This is a genomic window from Flagellimonas flava, assembly GCF_050617915.1.
In the GTDB taxonomy this organism is placed as follows: Bacteria; Bacteroidota; Bacteroidia; order Flavobacteriales; family Flavobacteriaceae; genus Flagellimonas; species Flagellimonas flava_A.
On the sequence record NZ_JBODQE010000001.1, the window covers coordinates 1,223,867 to 1,244,993 of the forward strand.

15 protein-coding genes, 1 tRNA gene, 1 rRNA gene and 1 pseudogene are annotated in these 21,127 nt (G+C 42.7%); 7 read left to right on the top strand and 11 right to left on the bottom strand.

The genetic code is table 11. The features are described from left to right. Positions 1 to 128: 128 nt before the first annotated feature. The 4 genes and pseudogenes from ACRHOZ_RS05660 to ACRHOZ_RS05675 all read right to left on the bottom strand — a co-directional run. Positions 129 to 248 (bottom strand): annotated as a pseudogene (locus tag ACRHOZ_RS05660) (GIY-YIG nuclease family protein); the annotation flags it as partial. Positions 249 to 319: 71 nt separating this feature from the next. Next, a tRNA-Val gene (locus ACRHOZ_RS05665) sits at positions 320 to 397 on the bottom strand. A gap of 117 nt (positions 398 to 514) precedes the next feature. Continuing rightward, positions 515 to 1,768 (bottom strand): OmpP1/FadL family transporter, encoded by a 1,254-nt coding sequence (locus tag ACRHOZ_RS05670; RefSeq protein WP_431123276.1) that lies wholly within the window; start codon positions 1,766 to 1,768, stop codon positions 515 to 517. Next, positions 1,749 to 3,080 carry a DUF4270 family protein gene (locus ACRHOZ_RS05675; RefSeq protein ID WP_431123278.1) on the bottom strand — a complete coding sequence of 444 codons (1,332 nt, stop codon included), beginning with the start codon at positions 3,078 to 3,080 and terminating at the stop codon, positions 1,749 to 1,751. Before ACRHOZ_RS05675 ends, ACRHOZ_RS05670 begins: the two co-directional genes overlap by 20 nt. A 225-nt stretch (positions 3,081 to 3,305) precedes the next feature. Between ACRHOZ_RS05675 and ACRHOZ_RS05680 the strand changes: the two genes are divergently transcribed. From ACRHOZ_RS05680 to ACRHOZ_RS05695, 4 genes are all read left to right on the top strand, one after another. Further along, complete coding sequence (locus ACRHOZ_RS05680) at positions 3,306 to 4,301, top strand: Kelch repeat-containing protein (RefSeq protein WP_431123281.1); 996 nt, start codon at positions 3,306 to 3,308, stop codon at positions 4,299 to 4,301. Between the two features lie 84 nt (positions 4,302 to 4,385). After that, positions 4,386 to 4,718, top strand: a complete 333-nt coding sequence (locus tag ACRHOZ_RS05685; protein WP_431123283.1) for a DUF4907 domain-containing protein — start codon at positions 4,386 to 4,388, stop codon at positions 4,716 to 4,718. A gap of 10 nt (positions 4,719 to 4,728) precedes the next feature. Continuing rightward, a complete protein-coding gene (locus tag ACRHOZ_RS05690; RefSeq protein ID WP_431123334.1) occupies positions 4,729 to 5,808 on the top strand; it encodes a sensor histidine kinase in 1,080 nt (359 codons plus the stop codon). An 11-nt stretch (positions 5,809 to 5,819) separates the two neighbouring features. Continuing rightward, positions 5,820 to 6,545, top strand: a complete 726-nt coding sequence (locus ACRHOZ_RS05695; protein ID WP_420400769.1) for a LytR/AlgR family response regulator transcription factor — start codon at positions 5,820 to 5,822, stop codon at positions 6,543 to 6,545. A gap of 21 nt (positions 6,546 to 6,566) precedes the next feature. On the opposite strand, the gene ACRHOZ_RS05700 is transcribed toward ACRHOZ_RS05695, so the two are convergent. The 5 genes from ACRHOZ_RS05700 to nhaD are packed head-to-tail and all read right to left on the bottom strand — an operon-like array spanning position 6,567 to position 11,195. Beyond that, entirely contained in the window at positions 6,567 to 7,778 is a 1,212-nt protein-coding gene (locus tag ACRHOZ_RS05700; protein WP_431123287.1) for a bifunctional folylpolyglutamate synthase/dihydrofolate synthase, read from the bottom strand. A 4-nt stretch (positions 7,779 to 7,782) separates the two neighbouring features. Then, positions 7,783 to 8,664: an energy transducer TonB gene (locus tag ACRHOZ_RS05705; protein ID WP_431123289.1), complete on the bottom strand. Its 882-nt coding sequence runs from the start codon at positions 8,662 to 8,664 to the stop codon at positions 7,783 to 7,785. Next, entirely contained in the window at positions 8,664 to 9,050 is a 387-nt protein-coding gene (locus ACRHOZ_RS05710) for an ExbD/TolR family protein (protein WP_420400772.1), read from the bottom strand. The genes ACRHOZ_RS05705 and ACRHOZ_RS05710 overlap by 1 nt, the downstream gene beginning before the upstream one ends. A 9-nt stretch (positions 9,051 to 9,059) precedes the next feature. Beyond that, positions 9,060 to 9,752 carry a MotA/TolQ/ExbB proton channel family protein gene (locus ACRHOZ_RS05715; protein ID WP_420400773.1) on the bottom strand — a complete coding sequence of 231 codons (693 nt, stop codon included), beginning with the start codon at positions 9,750 to 9,752 and terminating at the stop codon, positions 9,060 to 9,062. A 57-nt stretch (positions 9,753 to 9,809) separates the two neighbouring features. Beyond that, positions 9,810 to 11,195: a sodium:proton antiporter NhaD gene (gene nhaD, locus ACRHOZ_RS05720; protein WP_431123292.1), complete on the bottom strand. Its 1,386-nt coding sequence runs from the start codon at positions 11,193 to 11,195 to the stop codon at positions 9,810 to 9,812. 236 nt (positions 11,196 to 11,431) lie between these two features. On the opposite strand from nhaD, the gene ACRHOZ_RS05725 reads away from it, so the two are divergent. From ACRHOZ_RS05725 to ACRHOZ_RS05735, 3 genes are all read left to right on the top strand, one after another. Continuing rightward, on the top strand, positions 11,432 to 12,574 hold the full coding sequence (locus ACRHOZ_RS05725) for an acyl-CoA dehydrogenase (protein ID WP_431123295.1): 1,143 nt from the start codon (positions 11,432 to 11,434) through the stop codon (positions 12,572 to 12,574). A gap of 323 nt (positions 12,575 to 12,897) precedes the next feature. Then, entirely contained in the window at positions 12,898 to 17,406 is a 4,509-nt protein-coding gene (gene gltB / locus ACRHOZ_RS05730; RefSeq protein WP_431123336.1) for a glutamate synthase large subunit, read from the top strand. Between the two features lie 8 nt (positions 17,407 to 17,414). Then, positions 17,415 to 18,881: a glutamate synthase subunit beta gene (locus tag ACRHOZ_RS05735; protein ID WP_431123298.1), complete on the top strand. Its 1,467-nt coding sequence runs from the start codon at positions 17,415 to 17,417 to the stop codon at positions 18,879 to 18,881. A 58-nt stretch (positions 18,882 to 18,939) separates the two neighbouring features. Here ACRHOZ_RS05735 and ACRHOZ_RS05740 read toward each other — a convergent pair whose 3' ends face one another. Then, positions 18,940 to 20,673 carry a T9SS type A sorting domain-containing protein gene (locus tag ACRHOZ_RS05740; RefSeq protein ID WP_431123300.1) on the bottom strand — a complete coding sequence of 578 codons (1,734 nt, stop codon included), beginning with the start codon at positions 20,671 to 20,673 and terminating at the stop codon, positions 18,940 to 18,942. A 223-nt stretch (positions 20,674 to 20,896) separates the two neighbouring features. Next, a 5S ribosomal RNA gene (gene rrf, locus ACRHOZ_RS05745) occupies positions 20,897 to 21,008 on the bottom strand. Positions 21,009 to 21,127: the final 119 nt, after the last annotated feature.

A 21,127-nucleotide genomic window follows, 5' to 3' on the forward strand; every position in this document is an offset into this window, starting at 1 on the left:
TGCTCTGAACAACCTTAACCCTGGCTGATCAACCTTTCAATCATTATCCTGCTTTTCCATTTTTTTATTTGGAACTCTCGCTTTACGGCTTCTGACTTTGTTCCAAATGATTCCTGATATTTCAATACCTAGTCCTTGGCATGCGAAGTAAAACCTTTGTGGGTTGCCAAATGCCTTTGTAATCGACCTTCAATATCCTGGGTCGAACCTACATAATATTTATCCAAATATCTGGAATACAAGATGTAAACACAATATTTCGTATGTCAATAACGGCAACAAAAAAACCTCAACACAAATGTTGAGGTTTTTTCTATTGTGGTGGGCGCGAAGGGATTCGAACCCCTGACCCCCTGGGTGTAAACCAGGTGCTCTGAACCAACTGAGCTACGCGCCCATTCCATTTTCCAAATGGGAGTGCAAATATAGAATAGTTTTCTGTTCTCCCAAAAGAAATAAAACAAAAAAGATACGCTTTGAAGCAACGGTCACTTAATTTCTTTTCGTCTTGGTCTTAGTTGATCTTTCGTTTTTTGAACCAAAGGTCTTCCAAACTAAAGTTAAGCGTCAACACATGGTAGTTTTCTTGCACCAATACATTCTCAATTTGCCCTTTGGAACCATAGCTATAGGACAGATTTAAGAGGGAATTGGCAAACCTGCCCGTTGGCAGCCCCACACCCAAGGTGAAGTTGTACCCCTCAATCTTTCGGTCGTTGATTGCCAAATATCCATTGTCATAATTTATCCCGGTTCGTAACCTGATTCGTTCGCTGTATTTTCGCCCCATGGGGTTCTTTACATACTCCAATCCCAGGGCATAAATATCCTGATCTTGGTAGGCGCCTATGTTTTCGGTCTGATCGGTATCATTCCAAAAATTCCTTTTATAATCCGCACTCATAGTAATATAATCTGTTAGTTGAACGCCAAGCCCCACTCCAAATTCCAACGGGAGTTTAAAGCTATCTACACTGCCTCCATCATCTTCCGCTACAACTACTTCAGAATCCAAGATTGTTTTATTGGCAGATCGCACAAGATTTCCGGATAGGGAAACAGGCAGTTGTATTGTACTTCCAAGTGTAATTTTATCAGTTAGATCAAATTGGGCGCCAAAACCAAATCGAAAACCACTGTAATTGGTTGTTTCTGTGATTTCCAAACTGCCACTGCCCACTTGGAGAAATTCGTTTTCCTCTATGTTTCCGAACAGGAGGGATGCACTGAAGCCCAATCTGATTTTTTCCGCTGGGCCATACCCTATATTCACCCGAAGGTCGTTTAAGCCTCCCAAACCCGTAACATTGCTTTCAAAAACTTCGCTGGAACCTTCAATATTGGTTTGGATTCCAAGCAGCGAATAACCCACATCGCTATAGGGAATCAGGGCAATACCTGCACCCAAACGCTCCTCGATTCTGAAAGCAAAGGCCAGATTGGAAAAATTAAGGGTAGTTTTGGATTCAGTATCGGACTGATTTTCGAAGGAATTGAACTCTCCCACCACGCCAACATCATAAAAAAACGAGTTTTGGGGGATCAAGGCATAGGTTGCCGGGTTTAGGTTATTGATCCCCGAATCCGTCCGAAGCCCAATCCCAGAATAACCCATACTGTTAGCTGCACCTACACTCGTCTGGTTTATCGCCCCTAATCCATAGAGTGAATAGGGACTACTTGTCAATCCTTCGGATTGTGCATTCATCTGACCTAAGGAAATCAGAAAAGCCACAGTAATTGGAATCTTAGTTGTTATCTTCATCATATATGGCATAGGTAAGTTCCAGTTGCGCGTTATGGTCTGCAGATCCAGCTCCGTTCAGTACAAACCGATCCACGGTGGAACCAAAATCTTCCGGAAGTAAGATCAGTGCCTCACCAGTTTCATATTCTGCCTGTAATAGCTCATCCAAGTAATTGACCAGGGATATCTCATAATAGATGTCATTAAACTCCTCATTATTCCGATTGAGAACTCCCGTAACCGGGAAAACCTCATCAATGGCCAATTGTGCAATCACATCATTATTGCGATCTACAATAAAAACCGAAAACCCGTCCCTGAGTATAAGCTCATCGTTATAAGACCCAGCTACCGGTTTGATCTTTAAGATGGCATCCATGATAGTTCCCTGACCGTTTATTTCATAGATGCTTTTTAGGGATGGAAATTCAACTCTAGTGGTAATTCCCAACCCCGATTGGATAAAACTTTGCCCAGCAGCGTCATGACTGCTTAGATTAATTTCTTGATCTATAAGCGTCTGCAGTGGATCAATAGGCGCTTCAGCACTAATTTGATTAAAAAATGGAACTGGGATCTCATTTAGGTTGAGTTGAAGATCAATATGGTCCAAAGTCCTTTCATCTTCCTCGGCAATCCCAAAATGGATACGTATAAAACTCGCCCCAATTTCTTTGGAAAACCCGATGACGGAACCATCGTCCTCCATGCCTGGTATCAAGGCAATTCCCTTGAAATAGTCAACAAATTCATCGGCATTGGTAATCAGATTGTCCTGCAACTTTCCAAAAAGGTCTTGCCCAAGCGCATCGTTCAGTTTAACTTCCAGGGTATCCGCCTCAATCGGTCTGGGATCATAGGTAAATACACCCAAATCTCCATCAAAGTATTCAACTGTGCTTGTGTTGTAAAAATTGTCCCCTTCAGCAGGGCGCAAAGTTTTAAGCAGTCGTTTAACATGAATCGTGTTGGTGAGGGTGGTATCATTGTAGTAATAGCCGTCAAAATTTAAATGGAGGGTTATACTATCGTATTCAGCTTCCACATCAATGCCGTATTCGGAGGGAATCAATCCCATATGGCTTGCCGCCCTAACAGTTCCAAAAACAGGATCACTGTACTGGCCAACCAACATCCGTGTTGCCTGGCCGGTCACAATACTATCCATTTTCATAGTCGACATATCAATGGTAAGGGTATCTATCAGCACCACCCTAACATTACTATCCGTAAATGCTTCCCCAGCCAAAAAATCGGACTCGTTTAGATTCTCATCATTACAGGAAAGGAGTCCCGCGAGAAACGGGAACAATAACCACAATGCGCTTTTCATAATTTTTTGTTTGCGGTAAAAGTAGCCGCCTCCATTCGGCCCTAAAATGCCGATAGACCAACACTTCTTCTTTTAAGACAAATGCCTTGTATTTCCCTATGAAGCCATTTTCCCTGTTCGTAGATGGAATTTCCCTTTTCATATGTTAAAAAGCCAGCTTTATATATTCCCTGACTGGACAGATGGGCGGAAAATTACCTTTGGTTAAAAATTAAAATGTTTGTCATGAGAAAAGCAATACAATACTCTAAACTTGCATCCTTGCTAGCTATTTCCACTGCCCTTTTTGTGAGCTGTTCCACGGACGAAGAAGACGAAGATTTGGGCAATTGGATAAATCGGTCTGTTTTTGACGGGAGTCCAAGAAGTGGAATTTCTGGATTTACCATAGACAATATGGGCTATATGGGAGTAGGTTACGATGGAGATGATTACTTAAACTCCTTTTGGGCCTACGACTTGGACGGGGATTATTGGTCACAAAAGGCAGATTTCCCGGGAGCGGCCAGGAATGCGGCTGTGGGTTTCCAAATCAACGGTACAGGCTATATTGGGTCTGGTTATGATGGAGTGGACGAACTGAACGATTTTTATGCATATGACCCCAACAGCAACTCTTGGTCCCCCATTGCCTCCATTTCAGAAACAAAAAGAAGAAGTGCTGTAGCCTTTTCCGCCAATGGCTATGGTTACTTTGGAACAGGTTATGATGGGGAGAACGATAAAAAGGATTTCTGGAAATATGACCCTTCCTCGGATACCTGGTCTGAATTGGTAGGTTTTGGAGGAAACAAAAGAAGGTCGGCGACAACCTTTACCATTAATGACCTGGTTTATCTCGGAACCGGGGTATCCAATGGTATTTATCTGGAGGATTTTTGGGTTTTTGACCCTTCCGATGAGAGCTGGACAAAAAAAACAGACCTGGACGAAGAGGATGACTATAGCATTGAACGCGGTAATGCGGTTGGTTTTTCCATTAACGGATATGGTTATGTGGCCTGTGGTGAAATCAATGGCCCCACCACCTCGGTTTGGGAGTACCACCCTACTTCGGATACCTGGGAGGCCAAAACCAATTTTGAAGGCTCCACACGCCAAGATGCCATAGCATTTACCAACGGTTCAAGGGCATTCGTTGGGTTAGGTAGAACGGGAAGCCTCTACTTGGATGATTTGGACGAGTTTTTCCCTTTTGATGAATACGACGAGGAAGATTAAATTTTCATAATGAGTGGTTTTTAGGTTATGAATGATCAGGGCCAGGTGCGATGACCTGGCCCTTTTACAGCAATTTTAACAGTTATGGGCAAGTTTTTGAGAATTCCACTACTTTCGATAATCGCTTTTTGTGCATACCATGCTTTTTTCAACGGAGACAAGCCTGAAGACAATGCCTATTTGCGGCCCGAAGTTGTTAAGATTGAAGAAGGTTATGGGTATCTTATCTGGGTTGGGGAAAAGTTGTTGGTCAAACAGGAGTCCATTCCTGCGATCAATGGAGAGATTCCATTTCAATCCTACGGAGACGCAAGAAAGGTATCAGTTTTGGTAGCATCCAAGCTTAAAAACCGAATAAACCCGGAAGTGAGCGTTGAAGAGCTCAGAAAACTAAACGTAGTTACACTAAAACGGTAGTGTTTTGTTGGTGTACATTCAAAGGAAACATATCAACCAATTCCTAATCCATTTTTTCTTATGGGCTTCCATTGCCGTGCTTTTTCTGTTCCCATATATTTTCGAGTACCGAAGGGTTCCGCGGGGCATGCCTGTTCGTCTAATAGCGATTATCGTACTGTTTTATTTCAACTATTTTTTTCTGGTTCCCCGAGTCCTGCTCAAACGAACAACGCTTACCTATGTCCTTATTTGTTTTTTACTGATTACCGCGGTTAGTCTTGTCCTAAATCTTTGCTATCCGCCAAGAGCTCCAAAGTTTATAAGTAGCCCTGCCAGTATTCCGGAAATTACCGCAGCTCCTCCAAAGTTGTCTGACTTTCCCCCTGGCAGGTTTTATAGATATAGGGACAATCCCTTTTTCAATCAAATATTCACCATGCTTGTTTTGAGCACCCCTTTTTTTGTAAGTGCCTTGTTGCGGGTGTATATAGAATGGGGCAAGAATGAAGAGTTAAGGAAGAAAGTGGAAAGCGAAAAAACAAGCTCCGAGCTCCAGTTTTTGAAAACACAGCTGAATCCCCATTTTCTGTTCAACTCTTTAAATGCTATTTACTCCTTGTCGGCCAAAAGTTCCAAAGACACCTCTGAGGCTATAATCAATCTCTCGGAATTAATGCGGTACATGTTGTATGAAGCGGACAAGGACCTTGTCCCGTTGCGAAAGGAGCTGGAATACATTAAAAACTATGTCCAACTTCAAAGGTTGCGGTTATCGGACAGCGTCAATGTTAAATTGAAAATCTCCGGTGAAGACAGAAACAAGGTAATTCCACCCTTGCTTTTTATCTCTTTCATAGAAAATGCATTCAAATACGGAACCGATTATGAAGGAAAAACCTATGTGGAAATAAACCTTTTGATAGAAAATGGGTCTATATACTTTAAGGTAGAAAATAGGATAGGTACTTTCCGAAAACAAAAGAAAAGTTCTGGAGTGGGGTTGCAGAATATAAAGAATCGATTGAACCTTTTATATCCAGAATCCCATGAACTGGAAGTAAAAAATGATGGTGAAACCTATTGCGTAACCCTAAACCTTTATCTGTAAATATGAAGCGTATGACTTGTATCATTATTGATGATGAACCGTTGGCAATAGATGTTTTGGCCGATTATTGCCAAAAAGTGGATTTTATTGAACTAAAAAGTTCCTTCACCAATCCTTTAGAGGCCATTTCAACCATTCAGGAAGAAAAAATAGACCTCATATTCTGCGATATCGATATGCCCCAAATCAGTGGAATTGATTTTATTAAATCGTTGGATAACAAGCCCATGTTCATTTTTACCACGGCGTACTCGCAATACGCGGTTGAAGGATTCAATTTAAATGCGGTGGACTATTTGGTGAAGCCCATTCCCTACAATCGATTTATAAAAGCGGTTTCAAGAGCCAAGGAAATTTTGACCTACAAGAAAAAACCGGTTAGCAGCAATGTGTTTCCATCATACGGAGACACCAACGAAGCACAGAAATACATTTTTGTGAAAGCGGAATATGAAAGCATCAAAATTGACCTCAACGAGATTGAGTATATCCAAGGTCTAAAGGACTACCTGAAAGTCCATATTGCTGGCTCCAATAAAGCCATACTTACACTCATGAGTTTCAAGGAAATGTTGGACAAATTACCTTCCAACCAGTTCCTGAGGGTTCATAAGTCCTTTGTGGTCAATGTAACGTGTATAAAAACCGTGCAACGGAACAGAATCGTGATCAACGATATACGGATTCCTATAGGAGAAAGCTACAAGGCCAGCTTTTTTGCCATGCTGGGACTGTGACAATCGACAACAAACCTTGGATTAAACAACTTCGGCAACAACAAAAGTACTCCCTCCCACGTAGATAAAATCTTTCTTTCCTGCATGTTCCAAGGCTTGGTCAAGCCCTTTCTTAACAGAATCAAAAGCTTCTCCTTCCAATCCAAACCCTTTGGCAGTATCTCTTAAATTGTTGGCAGCAAGTCCTCTGGGAATGTTAGGAGTTACGAAGTAATAAGTCGCCTTCTTGGGAAAAAGACCAAGTATATTTTCTAAATTTTTGTCGTTTACAAAACCAAGTACCATATGCAGTTTTTCAAATTTGTGCAATGTAATTTGGTTCAATACCAATTGCAGGCCTTCCTTGTTATGGGCAGCATCGCATACCAGATAGGGATGTTCGCCCAACACCTGCCATCTTCCCAACAAACCCGTATTATCAGTCACTTTTTTCAATCCTTCCCTGATATGGCGTTTTCTAATCTTAAATCCCTTGAGCACTTTTAAGGCACTCACCACGCCTTTGATATTTTTAATCTGGTAGTCTCCTAATAGGTCCGTTTTATAATTTTCGATGGTGGTGTCCTCTGCAAAACTTATGCTCGAATCTTTCTTGGCTGCAATTATGTTGAATATCCCTTCGGTTTCCGGTTGCCGTTCACTAATGACCACAGGAATTTCCTTCTTGATTATCCCCGCCTTTTCCAAGGCAATTTTCTCCAGCGTATCCCCCAAAATATGGGTGTGATCCAAACCAATGTTGGTAATCAGGGAAACTTCAGGCACAATAATGTTTGTAGAATCCCATTGCCCCCCAAGACCAACCTCAATAACTGCAATGTCCACCTGCTTTTTGGCAAAATAATGAAAGGCCATCCCAACGGTCATCTCAAAAAAAGAGAGCTCGTGGTGTTCAAAAAATGACTTGTGCTTTTTGATGAATTTTTTTACGGATTTCTTCCCGATTTTTTTCCCATTGATTCGGATACGCTCCCGAAAGTCCTTTAAATGGGGAGAAGTATATAATCCCACCTTATAGCCCGCTTCCTGCAAAACAGAAGCCAACATATGGCTGCTGGATCCCTTGCCATTAGTTCCGGCTACATGGATACTCTTAAATTTCTGATGGGGATTTCCCAAGACCTCCGAAAAAGCCAGAATATTATCCAACTTGTTCTTAAGCGCCACTTGCCCCTTTTGTTGGTACATGGGAAGCTGTTGGAACATCCAGTCCAGGGTTTCCTCGTAAGTCATGGTGTTATTGCCCCAGCTTAAAGTTGACCACAACAAAGCCTATTTGTTGCGATGGTGCATTGGAATCCAGGTTCCATTTGTGCAAGAGAGCGGTTTTTCGTGCGGGATCCAACAAACAAGGTGCGTTATTGGTAGTTCCCTTAACTCCAGGAGTTGCTTTTACGACCCTTCCATTTCTATCCACAACAATTCGAACCACTACACGGCCTTCTTCATTGCATTCTTGCTGCACTTTACCCTTGCTTACCAAAGAACGTCCATTGAGTCCATAACCGCCTGTTCCACTTCCACTACCTGGCGCTCCATAATAACTTGTGGCGTAGGGATCTCCATCTGGCTGGCCTTTGTCGCCCTGCCTATTGTCGTCGCCCTCACTTCCAGTGGTTTTACCATCAGACTTGCCAATTCCACCGATTAGGGCATCCAAACTTTTCTTTTTAGCCTCCTGTTCCTTTCTCTTGCGTTCTTCGGCCTGCTGCTTTTCACGAGCGATCCGCTCTGCTTCGGCCTTTGCTTTTCTTTCAGCTTCTTCGGCCTTTCTTTTGGCTTCTTTTTGCTGATTTATTCGGATGGTTTCCTCGTTGTCTTGGGTCACTACCTTTTCCACAGGCTCAGGGGGTGCAACAGGCTCAGGTTCCGCTTGCTCTGGAACGGGTTCGGGAATTTGTTCGGTTTTCACCTGTTTAGGCTCCGACCGTACTTTCTCCTTGGGCTGAATAGGCCCGCTACCAAAATCTGTAGTGCCGAAATTTACTGCAATCCCATTTTCAATGGGTGGATCCAAATAGGTGAGCCCAATATAAAAAAGCAATAGAAGTAAAGCACTTAACAATAAAGTGGTAAGTGTGAAGGATTTTTTCTTGTGTCTCGTATCTAAAAATGACATTATTTTGGCCGCACCGCCAAGATAACCTTGTAACTGTTTCTGTTGGCTATATCCATCACGTTTACTGCCTCTTTAATGGCTACGCTCTGTTCTGCCCTTAGAATGATTGTAGGCTTCTCCTGCCCTTTTAGTGCCTTTTTTAATTCAATTTCAATGTATTCTGAGCTAATTTGCTCATTGTTCACAAAATATTCCAGATTCTTGTTGATGGTCACTGAAACGTTTTGGGTGTTCGTCGATTTCCCTTTGGCCTTTGGTAACAGTAAATCCAGTGCATTGGGAGCATTTGAGGTCAACATAAAAAACACCAACAACAAGAATACAATATCTGTCATTGACGACATGCTAAACTCTGGACTTACCTTATTTCTTCCCTTTAATTTCATGTCTGAACGCTAGATGGGTTCATTCAATAAATCCAAAAACTCAACGGCATTGGCTTCCATTTTATGAACCACTTTATCTGTTCTGTTCACCAAGTGGTTATATCCAATATAGGCAATGATACCAACCACCAAACCGGCAACAGTTGTGGTCATAGCTGTATAAATTCCAGATGCCAAAGATCCCATTTCTGCTTGTCCGCCACTACTTGCCATTTCATGGAATGCCAAAATCATACCAATCACAGTCCCCAAGAAACCTATCATGGGTGCCGCTCCTGCTACTGTGGCCAAGACACTTACATTCTTTTCCAGTTTGTAAACCTCCAAGGTACCCGCATTTTCAATAGCCGTATTAATATCATCCAAAGGCTTTCCAATTCGCGAAACACCTTTCTCAGTTAATCTGGCCACCGGTGAATCGGTCTGGGCACACAAAATTTTGGCAGCGTCCAACTTTCCATTCATGACGTGGTCACGAATTTGGTTCATAAAGTTTTTGTCAATCTTTGATGCTGCTTTAATTGCAAAAATGCGCTCAAAGTAAATGTAGAGTGCTACAAAAAGAAGTACAAAAAGTACCATTATGATAACAACACTTCCTGTTCCCCCATTAACGATAAGGTCAATAACAGAAAGGGTTTTTTCCTCCGAAATAGCTGCCGCAATCTCGGATCCCTCTTCCAAATCTTGAAAAATAATCATATAAAATCCCCAATTTTAGTTGCAATAATAACGGAGATTTTTGAGCTAAAGTATTTTTTAGAAAAAATATCGCATTCCAATGAAGCAAATGGCGCCCGCAATAAATCCTATGAAGGCCAACCATGCTATTTTTCTGAGATACCAAAAGAAGTCGATTTTTTCCATTCCCATGGCCACCACACCAGCAGCAGAACCAATGATCAACATACTACCTCCAGTACCAGCTGAATAGGCAATAAAGTGCCACAATGGATTATCTATAGGCTCAGAGAACATTCCCAAACTGGCTGCCACCAAGGGAACATTGTCAATAATTGCAGAACCGATTCCCAAAATAATCACTACCAAATCGGATACCTGGGTTCCTTCAAGTTCGGTGCCTAGTAAGCCAACACTTTGTTTTAGGTTTTCTGCAAAGTTGAACAACAATCCAAGAGATTCCAGGGCCGCAACCGCCATCAAAATTCCAAGGAAGAATAGGATACTTGGCAATTCTATCTTGGTCAAGGCGCTGTGCACCGGACTGTGGTGTGCCCCAGCATCACTTTCAGGATCCACAGAAGAGATCGTGATTTTGGAGCTACTGTAGATTTCAGCAAAAGTGGCCACAACGGCAAGTGACAACATCATTCCCACATAGGGTGGTAAATGCGTCACCGTTTTGAAAATTGGCACAAAAACAATCGCACCCAGACCAAGGTACAACATAGTGGCCCCAAATTTGGATTTGGCCGGAGTTGCTTCTTCCAAATCTATTTCACCTTTAAAGGCGGACATAAAGGAGGCGATAAAGGTAGGTACCAACATACAAATCAAGGAAGGCACCAATAAGTAACCGATCAACTTAGCCGTGGTAACCTTGTTTCCAATCCAAAGCATGGTAGTGGTAACATCACCGATGGGAGACCATGCCCCTCCAGCATTCGCCGCGATTATGATCAAACCGGCATACCAAATTCTAACATTTCTGTCCCTAATAACCTTTTGAAGTATGGAGACCAAAACGATAGTGGCGGTAAGGTTGTCTATGATCGCGGAAAGAATGAAGGCCAAAAAGGCAAATATCCATAGGATTTTACGCTTGCTCCTTGTTTTTACATAAGATTTAATGGTAGCGAAACCATCAAAATAATCAATGATCTCCACAATGGTCATGGCGCCTAATAGAAACACCAAAATCTCCGAGGTTTTACCCAAGTGGTGCAACAGGGTCTCCTCCAGCATGTGCATTTTATCCTCATGCCCCAAGTCTCCAAAACCATCCATTAGGGCATGCTTCCCGGAATCAAACCATGTTGTAAACCCATCAATTCCAAATGCCATCATGGCCCAAAGAATGGCCATCATGGCCAAAGCTGGAATCAGCTTGTCTATTTTAAGGTTGTGTTCCAGGGTAATAGCTAAATAGCCTAAGACAAATATGGCAATGAGGATGGTTTCCATAGTTAGTTGGTTTAATGAAGTTGAAACTGGCCCTGCTTTTCAGCCGAGCTTGTTGCTAAAGATATTCAAAATGGATTTTCCCACATAATCTTCGTTCCAGAAAATTAAATCTGCCTTTATTAGATTAAAAATTCCATTCATTGAATTAGGTTATTCTCATTTTAATGGGTTTTTTGCTGAAAAATAACCACCTAAAAGCTATATTTGTATCCCTTTTTTAACTATTTCTCAATTTTATGGAATTTTCACTTTCGGAAGAACAACTGATGATACAGCAAGCGGCCAAGGATTTTGCCCAAAATGAGCTATTGCCCGGAATCATTGAACGGGATGATGCGCAAAAATTCCCATGGGAGCTGGTTGAAAAAATGGCTGGCCTGGGATTTATGGGAATGATGGTGGCTGAAAAATATGGAGGCAGCGGTCTTGACACCCTATCCTATGTTTTGGCCATGGAAGAATTGTCCAAAGTTGATGCTTCAGCTTCCGTCATGGTTTCGGTAAACAATTCATTGGTTTGCTGGGGGCTTGAAACTTTTGGCAGCGAAACCCAAAAAGAAAAATACCTTACCCGCTTGGCTTCTGGAGAGGTCATTGGCGCATTTTGTCTTTCGGAACCAGAAGCAGGTTCAGATGCAACCTCACAAAAAACAACCGCAATAGATAAAGGAGACCATTACATATTAAACGGTACCAAAAATTGGATTACCAATGGAAGTTCGGCCGAATTCTATCTGGTAATCGCCCAAACAGATGCCGATAAGGGTCACCGTGGCATCAATGCCTTAATTGTGGAAAAGGGAATGGACGGTTTTGAAATTGGTCCAAAAGAAAACAAACTGGGTATTCGAGGAAGTGACACCCATTCTTTGATCTTCAACGATGTGAAAGTTCCAAAAGAGAATCGAATCGGTGAGGATGGCTTTGGGTTCAAATTCGCCATGAAGACCCTTTCAGGTGGTCGGATTGGGATAGCGGCACAAGCCTTGGGTATAGCAGCTGGAGCCTATGAGCTTTCCAAAAAATACGCCAAAGAACGAAAAGCCTTTGGCACTGAGATTGCCAATCACCAAGCCATAGCCTTTAAACTTGCAGATATGCACACCAAAATACAGGCAGCCCGTTATTTGGTATACCAAGCTGCATGCGATAAAGATTTGGGGAAAGACTACTCCTTATCCGGTGCAATGGCCAAGTTATATGCCTCTGAGATTGCCATGGAAACTGCAGTAGAGGCTGTTCAAATACACGGCGGAAATGGATTTGTAAAGGAATACCACGTAGAGCGACTTATGCGCGATGCCAAAATCACCCAAATCTATGAAGGTACTTCCGAGATTCAGAAAATGGTAATCTCCCGAAGTATCCTAAAAGATTAAATTTTCAATTCTTCCGTTTAAGTCACCCCTTGGTTTTTAGGGGGTCACATATCAAAACCTGACAATTGTCATGTTTCACCCCTTATCATTCATATCTCGTAGTTGATAAAATTGAGACTTTATGCCTAACACCCCCTTGATTTCAGAGAAATTGTGCTTAACCCTTCTTTAAAATTGAGATTATCATAATTATCGATTCCCCAAATTTTTAATTTGCATAATTTTTAAAGCATTTACACAAACGTTGATGAATTAGTTGCATTTGCTTGAAAACCATGCCTTTTCTTTATCAAAAATGATATTTTTGAACAAATACCATAATGATGAGGAAGTTGGAAAAACAAGGGTTATACCTGCCGGAATTTGAGCATGACAATTGTGGCGCAGGTTTTATTTGTAGTCTAAAAGGAAAGAAATCAAACGACATAATTCACAAGGCACTCGAGATTCTGGATAAATTGGAACACAGAGGTGCTGTAAGTGCGGATGGAAAAACTGGGGATGGTGCAGGTATCCTTATTGATATCCCCCACGACTTTTTTACCGAGGTATGCCCCTTTGAGTTGCCCAAAGCAGGAGCGTATGCCGTGAGCAATGTCTTTCTACCGCAAAAGGAAAATCAGCGTGATTTTTGCATAGCGACGTTAGAGGAAAACATCAAAAAACAGGGATTGCAACTGTTGGGATGGAGGGATGTTCCTGTGAACCGATCCGTGCCCGGAAGAATTGCAGCGGAGACTGAACCTTTCGTAAAACAGGTGTTTATAGGTAAAGTTGATGATTTGGATGATTTCCAGTTCAATTTGAAACTTTTTATAGCACGCAAGGTAACTGAGCATACCATAATCAAAAGCAAATTATCCCAAAGTCAGTTCTTCTATCTGCCAAGCCTTTCCACAAAAATTATCATTTTCAAGGGATTGTTGGTTCCGCAGGATATCAGTAGATACTATCAGGATTTGTTGGATTCTAGGGTTGTTACCCGATTGGCTCTGGTACACCAAAGGTTTTCCACCAATACGTTTCCAACTTGGGATTTGGCCCAGCCTTTCCGATACATGTGCCACAATGGGGAAATCAATACGCTTAGAGGTAATGTTTCTAGAATGCGATCACGTCAAGAGTTATTGGAAAGTGATTGGTTTGGGGAAGACATTAAAAAGATTCTTCCAGTCGTACTTCCGGGAAAATCGGATTCCGCAAGTATGGACATGGTTGTTGAACTACTATTGATGACAGGTCGCTCTTTGCCCGAAGTTATGATGATGTTGGTACCCGAAGCTTGGGAGAAGAATACCGAAATGTCCGAGTCCAAAAGAGCCTTCTACGAATACAACTCTTGTTTGATGGAACCTTGGGACGGACCTGCTTCCATTCCCTTCACTGATGGAAATTATATTGGGGCGGTTTTAGACCGAAATGGACTGCGCCCATCAAGATATTCGGTGACCAAAAAAGGATATGTAATCATGTCCTCTGAGACCGGGGTGGTGGATTTACAGCCTGAGGATATTGAATTCCATGGAAGGCTGGAACCTGGTAAAATGTTCTTGGTGAACATGGAGGAAGGACGTATCGTTAATGATGAAGAAATAAAAGAAGCCATTGCCAAGCGACACCCGTATAAAAAATGGCTTAAAAATAACCTGGTTCACCTAAAGGATATTCCATATAATGACTGTCCTGTTTTTTACGGTGAGTTTCCATTGGAAACCCGCAGGGCAGCTTTTGGCTATACCTTGGAGGACATCAACACCATTATTCTTCCCATGGCCAAAAATGGGAAGGAACCGATTGGCTCCATGGGCTCCGACACCCCTATCGCGGTATTATCCGAACGCCCACAGTTGATTTACAATTACTTCAAGCAGTTATTTGCGCAGGTGACCAATCCACCTTTGGATGGTATTCGGGAAGAATTGATTACCGATATCAGTCTTACCCTAGGTAGTGATCAAAATCTATTTGAGATCAATGAGCTGCACTGCCGTAAACTCAAAATCCAAAATCCCGTAATCTCTAAAGAGGATTTGGATAAAATAAAAAATTATGACGCCAGTCCAGATTATAAGGTAGTTTCCATTTCCATCCTATATGAAATTGCCAAGGGACACAATGGAATTGAAGAGGCTTTGGATTCTGTTCTGCAGCAAGCCTCAGATGCCATAGATGAAGGAGCCAACATCATTATTTTATCAGACAGGATGGTTAGCTCGGAAATGGCGGCCATTCCAGCACTTCTAGCCTGTTCTTATGTAAACAGCGGTTTAAGCCGAATGGGCAAGCGTTCTAAACTGAGCATCATAGTGGAATCTGCTGAACCCAGGGAGGTTCATCATTTTGCCCTGCTTTTCGGTTTTGGTGCAAGTGCCATCAACCCCTATTTGGTTAATGAGATCATAGGGGAGCAAATTGAAGAAAACGACATTACGGAATACACCTTTGAGGAAGCCATCCATAACTATAACAAAGCCATTGGAAAAGGCATCCTAAAAGTGATGAACAAAATTGGAATCTCCACATTGAATTCCTATCGCGGCTCGCAGTTGTTCGAGTGCATTGGAATCAATACCAAAGTGGTAGGTAAATATTTTCCAAATACCCCCACAAGAATCCAGGGGATAGGATTATATGAGATTGAAAAGGAGATTGCCAAACGCCATAAAAAGGCATTCAAAAATCAGGAATTAGCGGCCAATCTGGACATTGAGATTGGTGGAGAGTACCGTTGGAGACGGGATGGTGAAAAGCACATGTTCAATCCATTGACCATCGCCAAACTTCAAAAATCGGTACGCAATAACGAGCCGGAGACTTATAAAGAGTATTCCGAGTTGGTGAATGAGCAGTCCAAAAACTTAATGACCATCCGGGGATTGTTCGAGTTTTCGAACTACGACCCCATTCCAATTGAGGAGGTGGAACCTTGGACTGAAATCGTAAAACGTTTCAAAACAGGGGCCATGTCTTATGGAAGTATTAGCAAGGAAGCCCATGAAAATCTAGCGATTGCCATGAACCGTATCGGAGGAAAAAGCAATTCGGGAGAAGGCGGTGAGGATTCGGCTCGTTTCTATAAAAATCAAACAGGGGATTGGAAGAACAGTGCCATCAAACAGGTGGCCTCAGGCAGATTTGGAGTCACCTCCAACTACTTGACCAACGCACAGGAAATTCAAATTAAAATGGCACAGGGGGCCAAGCCAGGTGAAGGTGGGCAATTGCCAGGACCAAAGGTGAATCCCGCTATCGCCAAAACCAGGAATTCTACGCCTTATGTAGGACTTATTTCTCCTCCTCCCCATCATGATATTTATTCCATTGAAGATCTATCCCAATTAATTTATGACCTTAAATCTGCCAATAAAGATGCCCGAATCAACGTGAAATTGGTTTCCGAAGTTGGGGTTGGAACCGTTGCAGCCGGGGTTTCCAAAGCGAAAGCGGATGTGATTCTTATCTCAGGTTTTGATGGCGGAACAGGTGCTTCACCCTTGACTTCCCTAAAACATGCCGGACTTCCTTGGGAGTTGGGTATTGCGGAAGCGCAGCAAACCTTGGTATTGAACGACCTTCGAAATCGGATTGTATTGGAATGCGATGGCCAATTAAAAACAGGAAGGGACGTTGCAGTAGCTTGTCTTTTGGGAGCTGAAGAATTTGGTTTCGCCACTGCTCCGTTGGTAGCCTCAGGATGTATTATGATGCGCGTATGCCACCTGAATACATGTCCAGTGGGAATTGCCACGCAAAACCCGGAGTTACGTAAAAAATTCAAAGGGAAACCTGAGCACGTAGTTAACTATATGTATTTCGTAGCCCAGGAACTGCGCGAAATTATGGCCAAGCTAGGGTTTAGGACCGTGAATGAAATGGTAGGTCAGGTTCAAAAACTGGATAGAAAGAAGGCCATTGAGCACTACAAGGCTGCGGGGATAGACCTTACGCCGATTCTTTATCAGGTTGATGTACCGAAAGGAACAAAATTCTACAACACCCAAAAACAAGTGCATGGTATTGAAGATTCCATTGAATTTGACATCATTGCCCAAGCGCATCCTGCTTTGTTCAGAAAGGAGAAAACCGTTTTGGATTTCCCAATTTATAACACCAACAGGGCGGTTGGAGCCATTATCAGCAACGAGATTTCCAAAATTTATGGAGCTGAGGGACTTCCGGAGAATACGCTCAAAATCAACTTTACCGGCTCTGCGGGACAAAGTTTTGGAGCTTTTGCCACTAAAGGGCTCACCATGGTGGTCAATGGCAACACCAATGACTATCTAGGAAAGGGACTATCCGGCGCTAAATTGATCATTAAAGTACCGGACAAGTCAACCTTAAAGCCTCAGGAAAATATCATAACCGGAAATGTAACCTTATACGGAGCCACCTCAGGAGAAGCCTATATTAATGGAAAGGCCGGGGAGCGTTTCTGTGTTCGAAATTCGGGAGCAAAAGCGGTTGTGGAAGGCATTGGGGATCATGGATGTGAATATATGACCGGTGGAGTTGCCGTTATTTTAGGATCTGTTGGAAGAAACTTTGGTGCGGGAATGAGTGGAGGAATCGCCTATGTACTGGACACGGATGGTATGTTCGAAAAGAGATGCAACGGGGAGACTCTCAACCTGTTGGCTGTCGAGGAAGACAATGACATCAAACAATTGAGAGGACTCATTGAAAATCATTACAATGCCACCTTAAGCCCATTGGCGCAAGAAATCTTGGAGGGTTGGGAAAAGTATCTCCCAAAATTCATCAAAGTTTTCCCTGAAGAATATCGACAAGCATTGATCAGATTGGAAAAAGAAAAATTACAAACCTTATAATTTGAGCCATGGGAAAGACGACTGGATTTATGGAATTTGATAGGAAAGATGAAGGCTATGCCCCTGTCAAAGAGCGAATCAAAAACTATAAGGAATTTACCATTCCGTTAAAGGAAAAGGAACTTAAAGACCAAGGCGCGCGTTGTATGGACTGCGGTATCCCATTTTGCCACAGCGGATGTCCACTTGGAAATCTTATTCCCGATTTTAACGATGCCGTTTACCAAGGAAAATGGGAAAAGGCCACAAAGATTCTTCATTCAACGAACAATTTTCCGGAATTCACGGGTAGGTTATGCCCTGCCCCCTGTGAGGAAGCCTGTGTTTTGGGCATCAACGAAGACCCTGTTTCTATCGAAAATATTGAAAAGAATATTGTGGAGACGGCCTTTAAAAATGGTTGGATCATCCCAGAGCCGCCCACAACCAGAACAGATAAAAAAGTTGCGGTTGTAGGATCGGGACCTGCTGGTTTGGCCGCCGCCCAACAACTAAATAGAGCTGGGCATACCGTTACGGTATTTGAAAGGGATGAAAAAGTGGGTGGATTGCTTCGTTATGGAATTCCTGATTTCAAGATGGAGAAACATATTATTGACCGAAGATTGGAAGTGATGGAAGCGGAAGGAATCGTATTCAAAACCGGAATCCATGTCGGTGTAGATGTCTCGGCTTCACAACTTCGCAAAGATTACGATGCCATTGTACTCTGCGGAGGAGCAACCGTAAGAAGAAGGCTTCCTATACCAGGAGCAGATTTGAAAGGTGTTGTCCAGGCTATGGATTTTCTTCCACAAAACAACAGAAAAGTGGATGGCATTCCATATAAAGGAGAGGAATTGACGGCTAAAGGGAAAAAGGTCATCGTCATTGGAGGGGGAGATACCGGTTCTGACTGTATCGGAACTTCCATAAGACATGGGGCCGTTTCCGTAACCAATTTTGAGATTATGCCCAAATCAACCCCAGAACGTCCCGAGGGTCAACCTTGGCCGTTTTGGCCCATGCGGCTTCGTACCAGTACTTCCCACAAAGAGGGGGCGGATCGTGTTTTCAGTATTTCAACCAAGAAATTTGTTGGAGATAAAAATGGCAACCTTAAGGGTTTGGTCACAGCTGAAGTGGTTTGGGAAAAAGTACCCGGACAACGACCCGTTTTAAAGGAAGTTGAGGGTACAGAAAAGGAGTGGGAATGCGATTTGGCCTTACTAGCCCTAGGATTCACCGGTTCTGAGACCACCATAGCCGATGAGCTAGGACTGGAACTTGACCCAAGGACCAACATCAATGCTTCGGCCAAAGATTATAAAACCAATGTACTAGGTGTATTTGTTGCAGGGGACCAAAGAAGAGGACAATCCCTTATTGTTTGGGCCATTTCTGAAGGCAGACAGGCAGCACATCACGTGGACAGCTTTCTAATGGGAGACTCCAATCTCCCACTAAAGGGAGATGGAGATCTACCAAGGGTCTAAATTTAACAATAACCAACCAGACCCTATAGCTCTCTGTTCTTTGAACAGGGGGCTTTTTTTATCGAATCACCAAACGGTGCGTCTCTGTTTTGTCGGGAGCTATCACTTTCAAAAAGTAGAGCCCCGATTTGTATTTTTCCACACTAAATGGAGTTCCAATTTTATAGGTACCCGTATGCAGTATCCTACCATCCAAATGAATCAATTGCAAGACAACTTTTTCGTAATCTGTGTTTTGCAATCGAAATGAGGTTTTAGAAGGGTTTGGATAAAATACGGTCTGAATCTGCACTTCATTGCTTACATCATACAGCTCAGGATCCATGGGTATGCTAGCTCTCAAGCTGGTACTTGTTGATTGGTATTCGTAGGCGCCAACATCAAAATTGCTTCCAATGGGCCTGCTTGCGTTGTCCATATCGAAAGTGATTCCCCAATTACTTAGATTAGATCCAGAATCCACTACATCAGAACTGGAAGATGCTGGACTAAAATCGTTGGCTGATGCATCTGTCAACCCTAGGGTATCTATCTGCCGGGTCATGATGTTGGAATAGATATTGGTGAGGAGACTATCCCTAGTATCCCGCTCATTAAAGTCAAAATAGCTTTCTTGGTTCTGCTTCCAGGTATTGCCTCCCTCAAAATCATAACCAGGATCCACCACAAGATTGTTCACAAAATAAGAGGGTACTTCGCTCTGATTACGGTGCAAATCTGCGGGATCTGCGGGATGCAACACTGTGGTATTGTAATGCACTCCAGCTCGTTCTGGCTCCACAATGGTATTATTTGCTACATAATAACCCACGGTAACATTGTCAAATTCATGTCGGTTGTGTAGAAAAACGCCATGCATTTTAGGCTTAACAAATACGTTGTTGTATACTTTGGTTCCACTTTCCCCATTGATGATTTGCATCCCCCAGCCCTTTTCCAAGGGGCCGTTTTCCACGAAGTTGTTGTACACCTCATAAGTGCCTCCACCCAGACTTATTGCAAAAGCTTGTCCCCAATTCCCTCGATTTCCATAATCGTAAATGGTATTGTCTCTAACCTTTCCATTGATATGGGCCAGATTCAATTGAATGGCATCCCATCCCGTATCTTCAACCACATTATGATGGATATCCACATTTTCCAGCCAATGACCATAGACATCGGTACCATTGCAATTTCTACCAGAGTCCAGTTTATAGCCCAGCGTAAAACCAATATAGATGCCCTCGCCATGTGTATTGTGAATATAATTGTGGTGAATGTTCAGGTTTTTCATTACAAAACCATTAACCCGCCAGGTATCTGAGTTGTTGCAATCAGGGTCGGTTTTGGCCATGAAGCCTGCAAACCCAGCTGTAGCCACCTCAATATGGTCAACTTCAACATCCGTTGTAAATGCACTGAGCACTACTCCCATTGCCCATGATCCAGTCCCAGTAATTTTGATGCCATAGTTATAACTAGCATCTCCCGAACCTGTAAGATGAATGTATTTACTGTTTTTAAATTCCAAAGCTGAATACGCAGTTTCATTTAGAACCACTTGCCCACCGCAATTCTTGAAGACCACTGGGTTGGTCGAAGTACCTTCAAAATCATAAAATCGGATACCTGCATAGTTCCCGGATGGAATGCATATGGTATCCCCAGGAGCATAATTAACGTTGGAAGCCCATACAAGGTTTAGTGTGGTTGAAGACAGACCTGTAAGAGTTACATCGCAATTACAGGACTGTGAGCGGGCCACAAAACCGCAAATCAACAAAGTGGCAAAAAGTAATTTTTTTTTCATGGTATCTAGGTTTTACATTCTAAAGCTAAATACCATAGCAGTGCTTCATACAATGTCCAATCTCATTATAGGCTGGGAAAATAAATTCAGATTTGAGATAAACCAAATATATATTAACTGTAGTCTTTTTCCTACTTTATTGATTTATTTTTTAGTTGCAACCTGGAATTTGAGTGGAAAGCATAAAAAAACCCTCCGAAGTCGAATGACTAAGGAGGGTCAAGGAAGGCGGCGACCTACTCTCCCACCTGGTGTGGCAGTACCATCGGCGCAAACGGGCTTAACTTCCCTGTTCGGAATGGAAAGGGGTGGGCCCCGTCGCCATGGCCACCTAGATTTTAAATATTTTATTGTCGGTTGCTGAGCGCAGCCGAAGCATGACATATGTTGGGACGGTGCACTGCACCGGTCAAATAAGAAGCAAGAAGTATGTTTTTTATATAAGAACCGCCGA